Source organism: Aristophania sp. ESL1142, from assembly GCF_058107345.1.
Window position 1 is genome coordinate 1,298,239 of sequence record NZ_JBYLUH010000001.1, and the last position, 14,756, is coordinate 1,312,994.

Sequence of the window (14,756 nt, forward strand, 5' to 3'; positions counted from 1 at the left end):
TCTTTCAGTCTGACTCAGAGGGGTTGTTCATGAGTAGTTATCGTCCGTATCAATATATTGAACGCCGTAAATCCCGTCAGATACATGTCGGTAAAGTTGCTGTCGGGGGAGATGCCCCCATATCAGTTCAGACGATGACGAACACACTTACGACCGATATTGAGGCAACGATTGCTCAGATTCGTAAAGCTGAAATGGCCGGCGTGGATATTGTCCGTGTTTCCTGCCCTGATGAAGAAAGCACAAAGGCTCTAAAAACGATCATTGAAGAAGTGAATGTGCCGATTGTTGCTGATATTCACTTTCACTATAAAAGAGCGATTGAAGCTGCACAGGCAGGTGCCTCCTGTCTGCGTATTAATCCAGGTAATATTGGTAGTGCAGAACGTGTGCGTGAAGTCGTTAACGCGGCTCGCGAACATGGCTGTTCCATCCGTATTGGTGTGAATGCCGGCTCTCTGGAGAAGCATTTGCTTGAAAAATATGGTGAACCTAATCCTGATGCCCTGGTTGAAAGTGCCTTGGAGCACGCGAAAATCCTTCAAGATCATGATTTTCATGAATTCAAAATCAGTGTGAAAGCATCAGATGTATTTATGGCTGTTGCAGCATATCAGCAGCTTGCTGATTGCTGTGATCATCCCCTTCACATAGGCATTACAGAGGCTGGTTCAAAACGGGCAGGGACGGTGAAGTCCTCTATAGGTCTTGGAAATCTGCTTTGGGCTGGTGTTGGCGATACGATGCGCGTTTCTCTCTCTGCCCCTCCTGAGGAAGAGGTGCTGGTCGGCTGGGATATCCTGAAATCTCTTGGCTTACGGCATCGTGGTGTAAAGATTATTTCATGTCCTTCCTGTGCGCGTCAGGGCTTTAACGTTGTTGAGACTGTTCAGACACTTGAAGACCGTTTGCAGCACATTAAAACGCCTCTTACCCTTTCTATCATCGGTTGTGTCGTAAATGGGCCTGGTGAAGCACTTATGACAGATGTTGGCGTTACAGGCGGTGGTCAGGGGCGTCATATGGTTTATATGGCAGGTAAGCAGGATCATACGATTCCTGCCGAGGATATGATCAACCACGTGGTAGAGCTGGTTGAGGAACGTGTTGCGATTCTGGAAAAGGAGAAAGCAGCACAGGATGACTCTGGTAATTCAGCAGGCCACTAATGACACGTTTACAGCCGCCGCGCGGGACGCATGACCTTTTGGGAGAGGAGATGCGTCGTTATGTCCATATTGTTGACACAGCCAGAGATGTGTTGCGCCGTTATGGGTTTGCAGAATGGGCGACGCCCATCTTCGAAGATACACGCGTTTTCGCCCGTTCATTAGGTGAAACGTCAGATGTTGTCTCAAAGGAAATGTATAATTTCCAGGATAGAGGTGGCGACAGCCTGACTTTAAGACCTGAAGGAACAGCCGCGGTTTGTCGTGCATTGGTGTCAAATTCTTTGACGCAGTCTTTGCCACAGAAAGTTTTCTATCACGGCCCCATGTTTCGCTATGAGCGGCCGCAGAAAGGGCGTTTCCGTCAGTTTCATCAGATAGGAGCGGAGTTTCTTGGTGCCGACGGGCCTTTAAGAGATGCTGAGACAATTGTTATGGCTCAGGATTTTCTGTCATCTCTGGGGCTGATGGGTAATGTAACGCTTGAGCTTAATACATTAGGTGATCTAGCAAGCCGTCAGGCATGGAGAGAGGCTCTGATTGCCTATTTCCGTCAGCATAAAGAGGCGCTTTCGGAAGAAAGTCAGACAAGGCTTGAAGTCAATCCTTTGCGGATTCTTGACAGTAAATCAGAAAAAGACAAGCAGTTTCTGGCGGAGGCTCCTTCATATGCAGATTACCTGAATGAGCCTTCGAAGCGTTTTTGGGAGGAGTTGAAACAATATCTGACTGCTTTTGGTGTCAGTTTTGTCGAAAATCCTCGTATTGTGCGTGGTCTGGATTATTACAGCCATACTGCTTTTGAGTTTGTAACGACAGAGCTTGGGGCACAGGGAACTGTGCTGGCTGGCGGCCGTTATGAAGGGCTGGTAGAGGAAATGGGTGGTCCTTCCATTCCGGCTATTGGCTGGGCTGCGGGGATTGAACGTCTCTCATCATTAATGACATTGGCAGAAGCAGAAAAAGAAGGTATAGCCGTCCTCCCCGTAGGGGATAAGGCGTTACTGGAAGCTGCTTCACTGACTCATCAGCTGCGTCAGGCGGGTTTTGTGACCTCTCTCGAAACGCGTGGTGCCATTAAGAAGCGTATGGACCGTGTTTTACAGTCTGGTGCGACGCATGCTGTCTTTATCGGTGATGAAGATCTGGAGCGTCATGTGGTTCAGCTCCGGGATTTGAGGCAGCGTGAACAGGTGGAAATACCTGTAATGCAGCTGATTGAGACGTTAAAGCGGTTATAATTATAGGGACTTAAATTTGTCAGTCGATCACCGCCTTGGGCAGATTATTGCCCGTTTTGAAGAGTTACAGGCACTTATGTCATCGGGCGAGAATAGCGGGGAAGAGTTTACCCGTCTCTCGCGTGATTATGCGGCTCTCGAAGGGCCTGTTTCTGCTATAAAAGCTTGGCAGGAGGCTATTACACGTCGCGATGAAGCGCAGCTTCTTCTTAGTGATCCTGACCTGAAAGATCTTGCTGAATCTGAAATTTGCGAAGTTGAAGAGACACTTCCTGCTCTAGAACATGCCATGCATCTGGCGCTACTGCCTAAGGATGCAGCTGATGAGCGTAGTGCTATCCTTGAGATTAGACCAGCTGCTGGAGGTGATGAAGCTGCTCTTTTTGCTGCGGAGCTTTTTGAAGCCTATCGCCGTTATGCAGAAAAGCATGGATGGCGCTTTGAGGTTATGAGTCTGGTTGAAAGTGAGTTGGCTGGACTTAAGGAAGGTGTTGCAACAATTTCGGGCTCAGGGGTATTTGCCAGACTGAAATATGAATCAGGTGTTCATCGTGTCCAGCGTGTTCCAGCAACAGAAAGCCAGGGCCGTATCCATACTTCAACGGTGACGGTAGCCGTTTTACCAGAGGCCGAAGAAGTTGATGTGACGATTAATGATGAAGATCTCCGCATTGATGTTTATAGAGCGTCCGGTGCCGGTGGACAGCATGTAAACAAGACAGAAAGTGCTGTGCGAATCACTCATCTGCCGACTGGTGTGGTCGTTGCTATGCAGGAAGAGCGTAGTCAGCACCGCAACCGTGAAAAAGCAATGAAAATCCTGCGTTCCCGGCTTTATGAATCAGAACGTCAGAGAGCGCATAATGATCGTGCGGCTAATCGTAAGGCACAGGTCGGAACGGGAGATCGTTCAGAACGTATCAGGACCTATAACTTTCCACAGGGGCGGGTGACAGACCATCGTATTAATCTGACACTTTATAAAATAGCTCAGATCATGGCGGGTGATTTTGACGAGATCGTTGACGCGTTGACCCAGCATGAGCAGACGGAGCTTTTGGCAGCGGAAGGGTTTAAGGCGTAGTATCAGCTTGTCGGAAGTGAGCAGAGTTTTGAACGGCCTGGTTTGTGGCTGGAAGCATAGGGGTCGTCAAAATCTATGAGATAAAAATCGCTGAAATTCTCAGCTCCGATAGCCTCATAGGAATGGCCATCAGGATCATGCAAAATTCCTTCTGAGCTGACGCTCCGGGTCTCGATATGACCATTATGGTTAATGGTAATTTCTCCACATACTACATAGGGGACATCCAATCGTCCAACAGGTAGGGGAACTGTGACTTCCTGGCTATTGTGATTTATGGAAAGAGCAAAAGTCGCTACTAATGAGCCGTTAATATAGAGGCGTGATATTTCAGAAATTTCATCTTCAGCGCGGCGGTCAAGAACAGTAAAGCTTCCTCCTGCAAGGCCATCAACTTGTGCTGCGGCTTGTGAAGACTGTGTTCCAAGGGCAAAATTCCCTATTATGATAAGGCCAAAAGCAACGAGATTTAGAAATTTCATAAAGTTCTCCTTTAACCTCCGATAATTATGCTGCAAATGACCAATAAAAAACAACTCATGAAATGGGCCTCAGAGCAATTGCTCTGCGCTGGAATTGAAACACCCGAGCGTGAGGTCTCTTTACTGTTACAGAGTATTTTAGACTGTGAAGCATTAACTTTATGGCAGCGTGATGTGCTTTCAGAAGTAGAAGTTGCATCTTTTAAGAAAGCCCTTGCACGTCGTATAAAACGTGAACCTCTTGCTTTCATCGTAGGGAAGAAGGGATTTTGGACACTTGATTTCGAAGTTTCACCTGCGACCCTTATCCCAAGAGAAGATAGTGAAAGCCTCATTGAGGCACTTCTGGAAGTGAGGGCGGATCGTCAGAATGTTCAAACCATTCTGGACATGGGTACAGGCACAGGATGCCTGCTCCTTGCCGCATTAAGTGAGTATAAAAATGCCAGAGGCTTGGGTGTCGATATTAACGAAGAGGCCGTTTTATTGGCGCGTCGTAATGCATTATTAAATGGGCTTGAGAACAGGGCAGATTTTATGCAGTCTTCATGGGGTACGGAGGTTAGAGGGCGTTTTGACGTTATCTTGTCTAATCCACCTTATATCGAGCGGGATGTAATTGGGGAACTTATGCCTGAAGTTTCCCATTATGAGCCGCATCGTGCTCTTGATGGTGGAGAAGATGGTCTCGATGCTTACAGGATTTTATGCGCTACCATGCCGGATCATCTCGCAGAAGGGGGATGTATCATTTTTGAGCTGGGAGAAGGGCAGGAGGGGGATGTTAGTGCAATTGCGGCACAATATGGCCTGAAAAAACGACTGGTTAAACTAGATTTAGGCGGTATAGAACGTGCATTGGTTTTAGAGAAAGAGAATAAATATATTGGCGAACAGCTTCAAAATTGGTAAGAGAAGCCAAGTCAATCGGGTGAAAAGGTTTTCCCCGTAATGTCTCTCTTTGAAGAAGCGAGATTTGCAGCCTGAGAGGTGTTATAGCCTGATAGGTTAAGAAAGACTGCATGATGAAAAAACCGATAAACCAGACATTAGCGGGTAAGAATGATATGAAGCGTATGAGAAGCCGTCACCATCGCGCAGGAAGTGGGGGCGGAACGTCACGCCATGGGGCCGGGCAAGTACCCCTTAACCGGAATCATGTTTTTGAAAGCAATGGTCCTGATTTGCGCGTTCGTGGCACAGCTCAGCAGCTTTTTGAAAAATATCTCCAGCTGGGACGAGACGCAACTGGAACGGGAGACCGTATTCAGGCAGAAGCCTATTTCCAGCATGCGGAACATTATTTCCGCACATTAAATGCCATGAATCTGGCAGCACAGACAGCTCAGCAGGAGCGTGCAGAACGTCAGCGTTCTTATGACCAGGTCCGTCAGGGAAGCCGTCGCGAGGCTTCATTACGTGATAGACGCGAAGATGCTGAGGAAGAACAGGCAGAGATTGATCAGGAACAGCAAGACGAAGATCATAGGGATGAAGAGACACAGCTGGAAGACTGAGTCTCAAAAAAGAAAAAGGGAGGCGTTATGTGCTTCCCTTAGTTATTTTGTAATCGAAAAGCACGAAACATAACCCGTATAATATATACGGGCTTAATGTCGTTATTCTTATTATCAATGATTATTTATTGGTAGCGGCGGACGGATTTGAACCGCCGACCAAGGGATTATGATTCCCCTGCTCTACCACTGAGCTACGCCGCCATTTTCCAGGGATTTCCTGAAACGTTGAGTGGCTTTCTAAGCTAGTAAGAGGAAAGTGTCAACGGCAATTAGGACAGGAATTTAGTTTTTTTAACCTTCTTTTCTCTTTCGTTACAATCTCTTGTACGCTTCGAAGTCTCTTTGGATAAGTGGGATGAAATTGCAGCAAAGTAGCCTATTATGGAGTGCTGTTTCAGGAGATTAATTCTTTCCTGGAGCCATGGTGGAATTTTTACGTCCGTAAAAGACATAAGTTGCCAGTCCAAGGGAACAATAAATGGCGAGCAATATCACCGGAACAGGATTTCCGCCTCTTAGTGAATGAACCATATTTGCCAGAAGCGGGAAGCTCATAATTCCTGAAAATCCAATTCCAAGTGCAGGGATAATGCCGATCCATACACCTCTAATACGGATGCCTCCCAAAGGAACCTTGAAAGGTCTGGGTGTTTCAGGGTCTTTATTGCGTTGCCAGATCACAGTGAAGCAGACAATCCCAAAAGCTGATGCTGTGCCGATTGAAACCAGGTCACTGATAATATCAATCGGCATGGTCGCGGTCATAAGTCCAATTAGTAGACCAATAATGATCGTCCCAATCCAGGGGGTGCGGAATTTGGGGTGAATATGACAGAACATTTTGGGGATTAATCTATCACGACCAATTGTCAATAAGACTCGTGATTGCGCATACATTAGGCCAAGCAAAACAGAGCATAAGCCGATTGTCGCACCTAGATTGACGAGAAGAGCGAGCCATGGCTCATCCATGAGACGGGTTGCTACGGCAATAGGATCAGCGACATCAAGCTGTTGATAAGGAACAACGCCAAGTAAAACAGCGGCAACAGCAATATAGATAATGGTACAGATGATAAGGCTGCCAATGATGCCGAGCGGGATATCGCGGGTAGGGTTTTTGGCTTCTGATGAGGCCGTTGAGACGGCTTCAAAGCCTGCATACGCATAAAAGATCGTTGAAGCAGCTCTGAAAATGCCCGCAATACCGAAGTGAAAATTACCCTTGGAAGGAGGAATAAAAGGGTGCCAGTTTGCAGGATTAATAGTTTTAAGCCCCACAATCATAAAGATAAAGAGAACACCCACTTTGATGAACACAACAAGCGAGTTAAAACGGGCTGTCTCTTCAATTCCTCTGACTAAAAGCCATGTGATCAGCATTGTTGCAGCAAAGCCAATTGCGTCAAAACGCCAGCCAAAAGAAAGAGCTGTCCCGTCAGAGCCGGGAACTGGCTGTATGGTCGAGTGGTGTAAAAAATTAGGGATATGAAAACCAAATGTCTCGATCAAAGATGTTGCGTAACCGGAAAGACCTGCTGCAACAGCAGTGCAGGATATGCCATATTCAAGTAAGAGCAGCCAGCCGACAGTCCAGGCAACTTTTTCCCCCATGGAAATGTAAGCATAAGAATAGGCCGATCCTGAAACAGGAAATGTAGAGGCAAGTTCTCCATAGGAAAGGGCTGTAAAAAGACAGGCTAAAGCCGCGACCAGAAAGGAAAGTATCACAGAGGGGCCTGCATATTCTGCCGCAGCCGTCCCAGTCATGACATAAATACCAGCCCCCACAGTTGTCCCGACACCAATCAGCAAAAGTTGTAGGGCTGTGAGTTTCTTTTTTAGGCCATGACTTTGTGATTCCGCCGTTAATTGTGCCAGTGTTTTACGCCGGGAATGATTCTTTGAGGGAACTGGGGAAACAGGAAAGGTCATAAATTATTGCGACTCAATAATGAAAAAAGCCTTCCTGGGGCAGAAGGCGGCTCAGCATTCATGTGATGATTCCCTCTTGTTAGCGATGAAATGGAGGGAAGGAAAGGGGCAGATCACATTGAAAGGAAAAGAACTGCACCGATTCCTATACATAAACAGTAGATTCCAAATGGCGTTAAACCCTGCTGATCTGTCTTATGAAAAAAATGCAGAAGCAGTTTTGAACAGATAAGTGCTGCAATTCCAGCGACGACTGCACCAAAAAGGGACTGATACACAATTTGGGAATGGAGACTTACATGTCTCATCTCCCATATTTCTTTTGCGGTCGCAGCCAATATGACAGGCTGAGCCATGAGAAGTGAAAAGCGGGCAGCGTTAAAATGGTTAAACCCCCGTAATATCCCCCCATTCATCGTTGCTCCAGAGCGTGAAAACCCAGGTAGGAGTGCCAGACACTGCCATAGGCCTATAATGAAGGCATCTTTGAAGGTAATATGGCCCAGTTCCTGATCAGGACGTTCGCGGTGATGGTGCTGGATCTGCTCTGTCACAATGAGCAGCACGCCATTTAAGGTCAGGAAACAGGCAACCATGGTCGGGCTGGCAAAGAGAATTCTGAGTTTATGTTCAAACAGGCCACCCAGAATAACTGCCGGGATCGTGGCGATGATCAGGGTCAGGCATAATCTGATCGAAATCTGGCGTTCCTGCGTTCCTTTACGGCTTAAAAGTCCTTTAAGGATGCTCATCCAGTCTGCCCAGAATAGGCCTGCAAGGGCAATGAGTGTGCCGACATGCAGCATTGTCAGAAAAGGCAGGAAATATTCATTATTTTTATCAATAGACCAGTGCAGTAAACCAGGTAGCAGTACAGCATGGCCCAGACTGCTAACGGGAAATGGTTCGGTCACACCCTGAACGAGCGCCAGAATAAAAGCCTGAAGGTAGGTCATGCCTTGTTTTTCAGTCCCTTTGAAACGATGGATCAGTATAATTTGTTGGCAGAGTGCAAGCTTGACCCGTTATACGGACATCTCTACTCTGATCCTTTCCATACCAGAGGATAGACAGAAATTCGAGGGCACTATGCAAAGCATTATAAAAGGGCGTGTTGGTGCCTTTATTGCCAGTGCCGGTGTGGTAATTCTCACTTTGGGATTTATTTTTTATTGCCTGAAACAGGGGCAGCTGAACCATCATGATATGAGCCTTTACAAGGCTTCTTTCGTTTCTGCGAATGGTCTTGCAGCCGGGGCAGATGTGGTGTTGAACGGTGTTACCGTCGGTCGTGTCTATGAAATTACGTTAAATCCGGTTTTGGGGAAAGCACTTGTCTCTTTTGGTGTGGACGAAAATCTGCATCTGCCGAGTGATACGGCAGTGACGATTGGTGCCTCTACCATGACAGGAAATAACGCACTCCAGGTAGTGGTGGGGCAAAAACGTGATGTTTTGCCCCCTGACAGTATTATTACTGATGCTCGTCCATTGCTTTCGTTAGAGCAGCAAATCAGCAATTATATTTTTGGTGCAGGTAACTTATAAATTCAGTCATTCATTGGATAGGATGCAAGAAGTTTACGTTGTTTAAGCCATGACCGTAGAAGAGAGAAAAGCCCAGCACTTTTCCAACCTCGTTTTTTCATCTCGGCACCAATCAGAAAAGCCTGCCGATAGTGATAAAATTGGGCACGATAAGCTTCCCATATGGTTGTTTTGTGGTCCCAGATATGAATGGCCTCGGAGCCGACCCCGTTAATTTCAATAATCTGGAACTCTTCGCCTTTTTTCAAAGCATCAACTGACGCAAATTTTACGTCAATGCGGCCGAAATGAAAGTCGGGAATATCGGTCATGATTTCATTGATTCGTTTGCTCAGAGCAGGGGTTATATCCCCTCTGGCATCACGAAAGACCGAACCTTTGCAATGGTTTCCTGCAAAAACAAGCGTAAGTGATTCTCCTTTAGGAAGAATATCCTGAACACGGTGCTTGAGTCTGGGGAGATAGATATGGGGGATGAGACCCATGCGGGAATCATTGCAGATGAGTTCTTTAATTGTTGAGACGCCATCACCTGTAATAATGGGTGATTCCTTATAAGTGACAGAAGAAATCTGTCCTATTTTTTCACCGGGCTGGCGAATATAAAAAATACCTGCTTCATGAGGGTAAGTGACCAGGCTTTGAGCCATTAACATAACGTCAGCCGGGAAATGAGGCAGAATTTCAGCCAGCTCTTCTTCCGTTTTGACAAGTTTGACGCCCGTGCCATTACAGCCGATATCAGGTTTTACAACAACGGGAAATGAAATTCCTTTATGTTTCATGGCAGCGAGAGCATTTTTAAAAGCGGAAGTGCCACTCTTAAAGATCACATAGGGTGCAATGTACTTCTGGGCATGTGGCCCACCATCATCAAGAATTGAACTTTTACTTTCTCCACATAATCCCCCCGTCTCTATTCGGGGGTTAGCAGCTGTGGGAATGGTAAAATCCCTGTATCTGATGCCCATCAAAAGCCAGAAAAGAACGATAGGGGTATAAAAAATCGTATCAGGCCAGAATTCAAACAGGGAAAGAGACTTTACTGGTGTTGAAGGGGAAGAGGACGACATTTTAATTCAACGATTCACTTTCTGAAAATGAGCGATGAGACGCCCTATAACTAAAATACATAAAACAAACCCGATAATCCCAGCCCAACGCCATCCTCCCTTATGGGCAAGCAGCCAGCCCCCGATATGGAGTGAGAGCAGAAAAAGAAGTGACGTCCAGACCAGTGTGGCTACTACCGCAGTCAGGGCGAAAGGGATAAAAGGGGCATGATAAAAACCACAAGCTGTATAAAGTGGTAATCTGGCACCAGGTACGAAGCGTGAAATGCCAACAATTTTGATGACATTCTGGCCAAACCATTTTTTCGCTTGTTCCTGACTTGGAAGCGTTAGAAACCGTTTTATAAATGGCCATTTAGCACCGGCCCAACCCAATCCGTAAAGTCCTATATCGCCAACAGCGATGCCGATATAGAGGGCAATAAGTGCTAGAGTAACCGAAATTTCATGATCTTTCGAGGCAATAGCGACAAGGACCGTCGTTACATCTTCGAGGATGAATGTTCCGATAATGACGGAAAAAGCTTTGACCCAAGGGGACTGAGAAGCGATAAATGTTGAGAAATTAAACACCAGATCGTGACATTCCAGTTGTGGGTCCGTTTAAGGGCCGGTGACAGAGCACGGGAGTTCTTTTCCGTAATCATTCATAAATTTCACCCTATCTAGCGGTTAATGTATCAGACTGCTAGATGTAGATAATAATTTCGCTTTATATTCCAGTGCACTGATTCTGTAAGGCCTGAAAGGGCAATTTTTATGGAAAGACGGAATTTTCTTACTTTGCTGGCAGCAGGAAGCTTTTCTGTTCCAGTTTTTGCAAAAGCGGCTTCTTTAGGCGGTTTGCCTGGAGAGGCTGCACCTTATTATGCTGATTTTCTCCGCTCGATATATAGTCAGGCTCTTGCTCAGGGTGTGCCAGAAGAAATTCTCCAGCAGGCTTTAGGTGGCTTAAAAGCGCCCAATAATCAGGTTCTAATGCGGCAGAGACATCAACCTGAATTTACTCTTAGCTGGGCGCAGTATCGTGCAAAAGTGCTTGGGGAAGAACGTTTTGCCAAGGGCGTTGCAACTTACAGCCAGGTCCAGCCTGTCCTGGACCCAATTGCCTCGCGCTATCAGTGTGATAGCGCGATCATAATGGGGATATGGGGCCTTGAATCCTCATTTGGCGTGACACAGGGAAAATTCAATGTCATTGACGCCCTGGCAAGCCTTGCTTTCGCGAGTGGGCGTAAGAAGTTTTTCCAAAGTGAGCTTCTTAAGGCTCTCACTATATTGGGGCGTGGCGATATCAGTCCTGAAGCAATGATGGGCAGTTATGCTGGCGCTATGGGGCAGCCCCAATTTATGCCAAGTGCCTATCTACGTTATGGTTCCGATGGAGATGGGGACGGTAAATGCGATATATGGAACTCGCAGGCTGATGTATTTGCCTCCATTGCTCATTATCTGAGTGGGTCAGGATGGCAATATGGTCAGCCCTGGGTAGAAGAAGTCGTAGTGCCATTGGGAGAAAACGGACAGTTTTCGACGCCTCTGGCTAAAAGTTATCGTGAAGCCCAACCCCGTGCAGTTAGTCAATGGGCTTCTCTGGGAGTTACGAGACCAGATGGATCTGCCTTAAATATGGCAAATCCTGCAGCACGTTTGATACAACCTGACGGTGCCGGAACAGAAGCATTTCTGCTTTATCCGAACTTCAAGGCGATCAGAGCTTATAATCCTTCCGATTTTTATGCTCTTGCAGTGGGAATTCTCGGTCAGAGGTCGGTTGAGTTGAAAGAGTGAACTGGACTATCCAGTCATTAAGATAGTGGTGAGTGAATAAAGGTCAGATCATGTTGCAGAGAGTGAGAGGTTAACGTGCAGACAAGACGGTCTCTTATGAGTGGCGCTGCCGCTCTGGCAGTGGGGATAGGGGCGGGACAAGCCATTATGGCTTCTGATGCAATGGCAGCTGCACGTAAGAAACATCCCATACGTGCAAAACAGCCTTCAGTCTCTTCTCCGGCAACCAAGCTTCCGGTTGATGATAACGCCCAGACACTGCTTGGTCCAATGCCAACCTCTGCGCGTTGGGCCTATGTCTTGAATGCAACGACCAACACTGTCCTGCTAGAAAAAGCAGCTAATGAACGGATGGTGCCATCTTCTTTAACAAAGATGATGACAGCCTATATAGTCTTCGCTTTTCTGGCGGCAAACAGGCTACATCTGGATCAGCTGCTTCCTGTCAGTGAGAAAGCCTGGCGCATGCAAGGCTCGAAGATGTTTGTCCCTTTAGGACAGATGGTTTCTGTCCAGGATCTGATACAGGGTATGGTTATCCAGTCGGGGAATGACGCCTGTATCGTGTTGGCTGAACATATAGCAGGTTCTGAAGAGCGTTTTGCTGTTATGATGAATGAAATGGCAAAACGTATCGGACTGTCAGGGTCTCATTTCATGAATGCAACAGGCTGGCCTGTTGAAGGGCATTATATGACTGCACGTGACGTTGGGGTTCTGGCGTCCCGTCTTGTGCATGATTTTCCGCAATATTATCATTTCTTTGGTGAAAAAGAGTTCCTCTTTAACGGGATACGTCAAGGGAATCGTAATGTCCTAGTTGATAAGGGACTGGCTGATGGTCTGAAGACGGGCCATACGGATGCAGGCGGCTATGGGCTTTGTGCCAGCTCACTACGTGATGGAAGTCGCATCATTGTGGTGATTAATGGAGTAGAATCGAGTAATCAGCGTGCGCAGGAAGGTGAACGCCTTATGTCGTGGGCTTTTGCTAATTTTGAGACAGTAACTTTCTTTCATAAAGGACAGGTGATTGAACAGAATGTGCCTGTCTGGATGGGGTCTTATAAGACAGTCTCTCTTTTAGCCATGCAGACAGTCAGTATGACCTTGCCCATGGGAATGCGTGATCAGGTTATCATAAGCACTGATTATGAGTCTCCCCTTATACCACCTCTTCAGCAGGGGCAGTCATATGGGAGTTTGACATTGAGTTTTCCTAAAGGAGCAGGCCTGCCTTCAGAAAAAAAATATCCGCTGGCGGTGGGAGAAACCGTTGATAAACTAGGCTTTATGGGGCGTGTCCTTTCACGGGTTGGTTATGCTCCTTCGCGATAAGGTACATTCATCCGGTCTTTTTATTACATTTGAGGGCAATGAAGGCGTAGGGAAATCAACGCAAAGTCGCCTTCTGGCTGAAAGATTAAAACAAGACGGCTATCGCGTGTTTTTGACGCGAGAGCCGGGCGGGACAAGAGGTGCTGAAGAACTCAGAAACCTGCTTCTTTTTGGAGAGGGTGATTTCTCTTCCTGTTCCGAAATCCTTCTTCATATGGCAGCGCGATTAGACCATGTGGAAAAAAAGATCAGGCCTGCTCTTGCAGAAGGACAAATCGTAATCTGTGACCGTTTCCATGATTCGACGATTGCCTATCAAGCTTATGGAGTGAGCAGAAAAGAGAAAGAAGCCTTAGCGCTTGTCGCATTTCTCCGTGATTTCATAAAATGTGAACCAGATCTGACCTTCTGGCTTGATATGTCTCTTGAAGAAGCTTTTCTGCGTGTCAAAGAGCGTGGGGGGAAAATGGACCATTATGAGGCGCAGGGGACGGCTTTTCACGAGCGTGTCAGAGAGGGATTTATGGAGTTGTCACGGTTGGAAGTTGGCAGAATGATTCCTATTGATGCAACACCTTCTCAAGAAGAGATAGAGGAGCTGATTTATCAAAAAGTAAAAACGTCTCTGTTACAGAAGAGCTCATGACATTATTGCCTGCTCCACGCGCTGTCGGCAAAATTATCGGTCATCAAAAGGTGATAGAGCAGTTTCAGGAAGCTCTGGCTGCTGGCAGGCTTCATCATGGATGGCTGATTACCGGAGAGGAAGGAATAGGAAAGGCCAGCCTTGCTTTTTATCTGGCACGCAAGCTTTTAAAAGGTGAGGATCTGACATCTCCTGCGGGACGAAGGATTACAGCAGGTACTCATGGTGATCTTCTTGAAATTTCCCGGCAATATGACAGTAAGAAAGATCAGCTCAAAAAAGAAATAACAGTTTCTGACGTGCAGCCAGTGCAGGCGTTCTTTCATCAGACAGCAATGGATGGTGGATGGCGTGTTGTCATTATTGATGGTGCTGAATATCTCAATCGTTTTGCTGCCAATGCCCTTTTGAAGGTTCTTGAGGAACCGCCAGCCAAGACAGTCATGTTTCTGACGACATCATCACCAGGGAGGCTCTTGCCGACTTTGCGCAGTCGATGTCGCCTGCTTTCTCTCTCCTCTCTGGCAGAAAAGGAGATGAAAATATTATTTCCTGACCTGCCAGATGATCTGCTCAGCCATGCAAATGGTTCACCTGGCCGGGCTGTTTTTCTGATGCAGGACCAAAGGAAAGAGATCATAGCTCTTGTTGGACACATTCTTTCTCCTTCTTTTAAATTAGACAGTAATATCTGGCAGAAAATAAGCATTATAATAAAAGATAACCGGCTGTTTCCGTTATTGTGCAGCGAGCTGGGTGATGGTCTTGCCCAAAAGGCCAGATTATGCATTGTTCAGGGGGATCTGGAACAAGCGGCTGATTGGGCAGGAAAATATTCTGAACTTTCCGGTCTATGGCAGAAGCTTGAGCATTATAATCTCGATAAAATGGTCACGTTGCGAGAAGCTTTTGCGCTCATCAAGTCGTAA

15 protein-coding genes and 1 tRNA gene are annotated in these 14,756 nt (G+C 46.7%); 10 read left to right on the top strand and 6 right to left on the bottom strand.

The window, feature by feature from the left end; translation table 11 throughout:
* The first annotated feature begins 29 nt into the window (after positions 1-29).
* The 3 genes from ispG to prfA are packed head-to-tail and all read left to right on the top strand — an operon-like array spanning position 30 to position 3,494.
* The gene (gene ispG / locus AC3B6P_RS06130) at positions 30-1,169 is read left to right on the top strand and encodes a flavodoxin-dependent (E)-4-hydroxy-3-methylbut-2-enyl-diphosphate synthase (protein WP_489805211.1); all 1,140 of its coding nucleotides are present in this window, start codon (positions 30-32) and stop codon (positions 1,167-1,169) included.
* Positions 1,169-2,410 carry a histidine--tRNA ligase gene (hisS, locus tag AC3B6P_RS06135; RefSeq protein ID WP_489805212.1) on the top strand — a complete coding sequence of 414 codons (1,242 nt, stop codon included), beginning with the start codon at positions 1,169-1,171 and terminating at the stop codon, positions 2,408-2,410. The genes ispG and hisS overlap by 1 nt, the downstream gene beginning before the upstream one ends.
* A 16-nt stretch (positions 2,411-2,426) precedes the next feature.
* Positions 2,427-3,494, top strand: a complete 1,068-nt coding sequence (gene prfA / locus AC3B6P_RS06140) for a peptide chain release factor 1 (RefSeq protein WP_489805213.1) — start codon at positions 2,427-2,429, stop codon at positions 3,492-3,494.
* Between the two features lie 2 nt (positions 3,495-3,496).
* Here prfA and AC3B6P_RS06145 read toward each other — a convergent pair whose 3' ends face one another.
* Entirely contained in the window at positions 3,497-3,976 is a 480-nt protein-coding gene (locus AC3B6P_RS06145; protein WP_489805214.1) for a hypothetical protein, read from the bottom strand.
* A gap of 36 nt (positions 3,977-4,012) precedes the next feature.
* Between AC3B6P_RS06145 and prmC the strand changes: the two genes are divergently transcribed.
* Positions 4,013-4,888, top strand: coding sequence for a peptide chain release factor N(5)-glutamine methyltransferase (gene prmC / locus AC3B6P_RS06150; RefSeq protein ID WP_489805215.1), 876 nt, complete (start codon positions 4,013-4,015; stop codon positions 4,886-4,888).
* A gap of 110 nt (positions 4,889-4,998) precedes the next feature.
* Positions 4,999-5,493: a DUF4167 domain-containing protein gene (locus AC3B6P_RS06155; protein ID WP_489805216.1), complete on the top strand. Its 495-nt coding sequence runs from the start codon at positions 4,999-5,001 to the stop codon at positions 5,491-5,493.
* A 129-nt stretch (positions 5,494-5,622) separates the two neighbouring features.
* Here the strand turns inward: AC3B6P_RS06155 and AC3B6P_RS06160 are convergent.
* The 3 genes from AC3B6P_RS06160 to AC3B6P_RS06170 all read right to left on the bottom strand — a co-directional run bounded on the left by AC3B6P_RS06160 (position 5,623) and on the right by AC3B6P_RS06170 (position 8,387).
* Positions 5,623-5,697 (bottom strand) — tRNA-Met (locus tag AC3B6P_RS06160).
* A gap of 201 nt (positions 5,698-5,898) precedes the next feature.
* Positions 5,899-7,431: an APC family permease gene (locus AC3B6P_RS06165; protein ID WP_489805217.1), complete on the bottom strand. Its 1,533-nt coding sequence runs from the start codon at positions 7,429-7,431 to the stop codon at positions 5,899-5,901.
* Positions 7,432-7,544: 113 nt separating this feature from the next.
* Complete coding sequence (locus AC3B6P_RS06170) at positions 7,545-8,387, bottom strand: undecaprenyl-diphosphate phosphatase (RefSeq protein WP_489805218.1); 843 nt, start codon at positions 8,385-8,387, stop codon at positions 7,545-7,547.
* 61 nt (positions 8,388-8,448) lie between these two features.
* Between AC3B6P_RS06170 and AC3B6P_RS06175 the strand changes: the two genes are divergently transcribed.
* Positions 8,449-8,979: an MlaD family protein gene (locus tag AC3B6P_RS06175; protein ID WP_489805219.1), complete on the top strand. Its 531-nt coding sequence runs from the start codon at positions 8,449-8,451 to the stop codon at positions 8,977-8,979.
* Between the two features lie 2 nt (positions 8,980-8,981).
* On the opposite strand, the gene AC3B6P_RS06180 is transcribed toward AC3B6P_RS06175, so the two are convergent.
* Positions 8,982-10,052 (bottom strand): D-alanine--D-alanine ligase, encoded by a 1,071-nt coding sequence (locus AC3B6P_RS06180; RefSeq protein ID WP_489805220.1) that lies wholly within the window; start codon positions 10,050-10,052, stop codon positions 8,982-8,984.
* A 6-nt stretch (positions 10,053-10,058) separates the two neighbouring features.
* Positions 10,059-10,625, bottom strand: coding sequence for a DedA family protein (locus AC3B6P_RS06185; protein WP_489805221.1), 567 nt, complete (start codon positions 10,623-10,625; stop codon positions 10,059-10,061).
* 186 nt (positions 10,626-10,811) lie between these two features.
* On the opposite strand from AC3B6P_RS06185, the gene AC3B6P_RS06190 reads away from it, so the two are divergent.
* The 4 genes from AC3B6P_RS06190 to AC3B6P_RS06205 all read left to right on the top strand — a co-directional run bounded on the left by AC3B6P_RS06190 (position 10,812) and on the right by AC3B6P_RS06205 (position 14,756).
* Positions 10,812-11,843: a lytic murein transglycosylase gene (locus AC3B6P_RS06190; RefSeq protein ID WP_489805222.1), complete on the top strand. Its 1,032-nt coding sequence runs from the start codon at positions 10,812-10,814 to the stop codon at positions 11,841-11,843.
* A gap of 96 nt (positions 11,844-11,939) precedes the next feature.
* On the top strand, positions 11,940-13,181 hold the full coding sequence (locus AC3B6P_RS06195; RefSeq protein WP_489805223.1) for a D-alanyl-D-alanine carboxypeptidase family protein: 1,242 nt from the start codon (positions 11,940-11,942) through the stop codon (positions 13,179-13,181).
* Positions 13,165-13,827: a dTMP kinase gene (tmk, locus tag AC3B6P_RS06200; RefSeq protein WP_489805224.1), complete on the top strand. Its 663-nt coding sequence runs from the start codon at positions 13,165-13,167 to the stop codon at positions 13,825-13,827. Before AC3B6P_RS06195 ends, tmk begins: the two co-directional genes overlap by 17 nt.
* The gene (locus AC3B6P_RS06205) at positions 13,824-14,756 is read left to right on the top strand and encodes a DNA polymerase III subunit delta' (protein ID WP_489805225.1); all 933 of its coding nucleotides are present in this window, start codon (positions 13,824-13,826) and stop codon (positions 14,754-14,756) included. The genes tmk and AC3B6P_RS06205 overlap by 4 nt, the downstream gene beginning before the upstream one ends.

Coding starts and splice junctions, on each gene's coding strand:
- AC3B6P_RS06155 (WP_489805216.1), top strand. CDS start 4,999: ATGATGAAAAAACCGATAAACCAGACATTAGCGGGTAAGAATGATATG.
- AC3B6P_RS06195 (WP_489805223.1), top strand. CDS start 11,940: ATGAGTGGCGCTGCCGCTCTGGCAGTGGGGATAGGGGCGGGACAAGCC.
- AC3B6P_RS06205 (WP_489805225.1), top strand. CDS start 13,824: ATGACATTATTGCCTGCTCCACGCGCTGTCGGCAAAATTATCGGTCAT.
- AC3B6P_RS06165 (WP_489805217.1), bottom strand. CDS start 7,431: ATGACCTTTCCTGTTTCCCCAGTTCCCTCAAAGAATCATTCCCGGCGT.
- prmC (WP_489805215.1), top strand. CDS start 4,013: ATGACCAATAAAAAACAACTCATGAAATGGGCCTCAGAGCAATTGCTC.
- AC3B6P_RS06170 (WP_489805218.1), bottom strand. CDS start 8,387: ATGACCTACCTTCAGGCTTTTATTCTGGCGCTCGTTCAGGGTGTGACC.
- AC3B6P_RS06190 (WP_489805222.1), top strand. CDS start 10,812: ATGGAAAGACGGAATTTTCTTACTTTGCTGGCAGCAGGAAGCTTTTCT.
- AC3B6P_RS06145 (WP_489805214.1), bottom strand. CDS start 3,976: ATGAAATTTCTAAATCTCGTTGCTTTTGGCCTTATCATAATAGGGAAT.
- hisS (WP_489805212.1), top strand. CDS start 1,169: ATGACACGTTTACAGCCGCCGCGCGGGACGCATGACCTTTTGGGAGAG.
- AC3B6P_RS06180 (WP_489805220.1), bottom strand. CDS start 10,052: ATGTCGTCCTCTTCCCCTTCAACACCAGTAAAGTCTCTTTCCCTGTTT.
- ispG (WP_489805211.1), top strand. CDS start 30: ATGAGTAGTTATCGTCCGTATCAATATATTGAACGCCGTAAATCCCGT.
- tmk (WP_489805224.1), top strand. CDS start 13,165: ATGCTCCTTCGCGATAAGGTACATTCATCCGGTCTTTTTATTACATTT.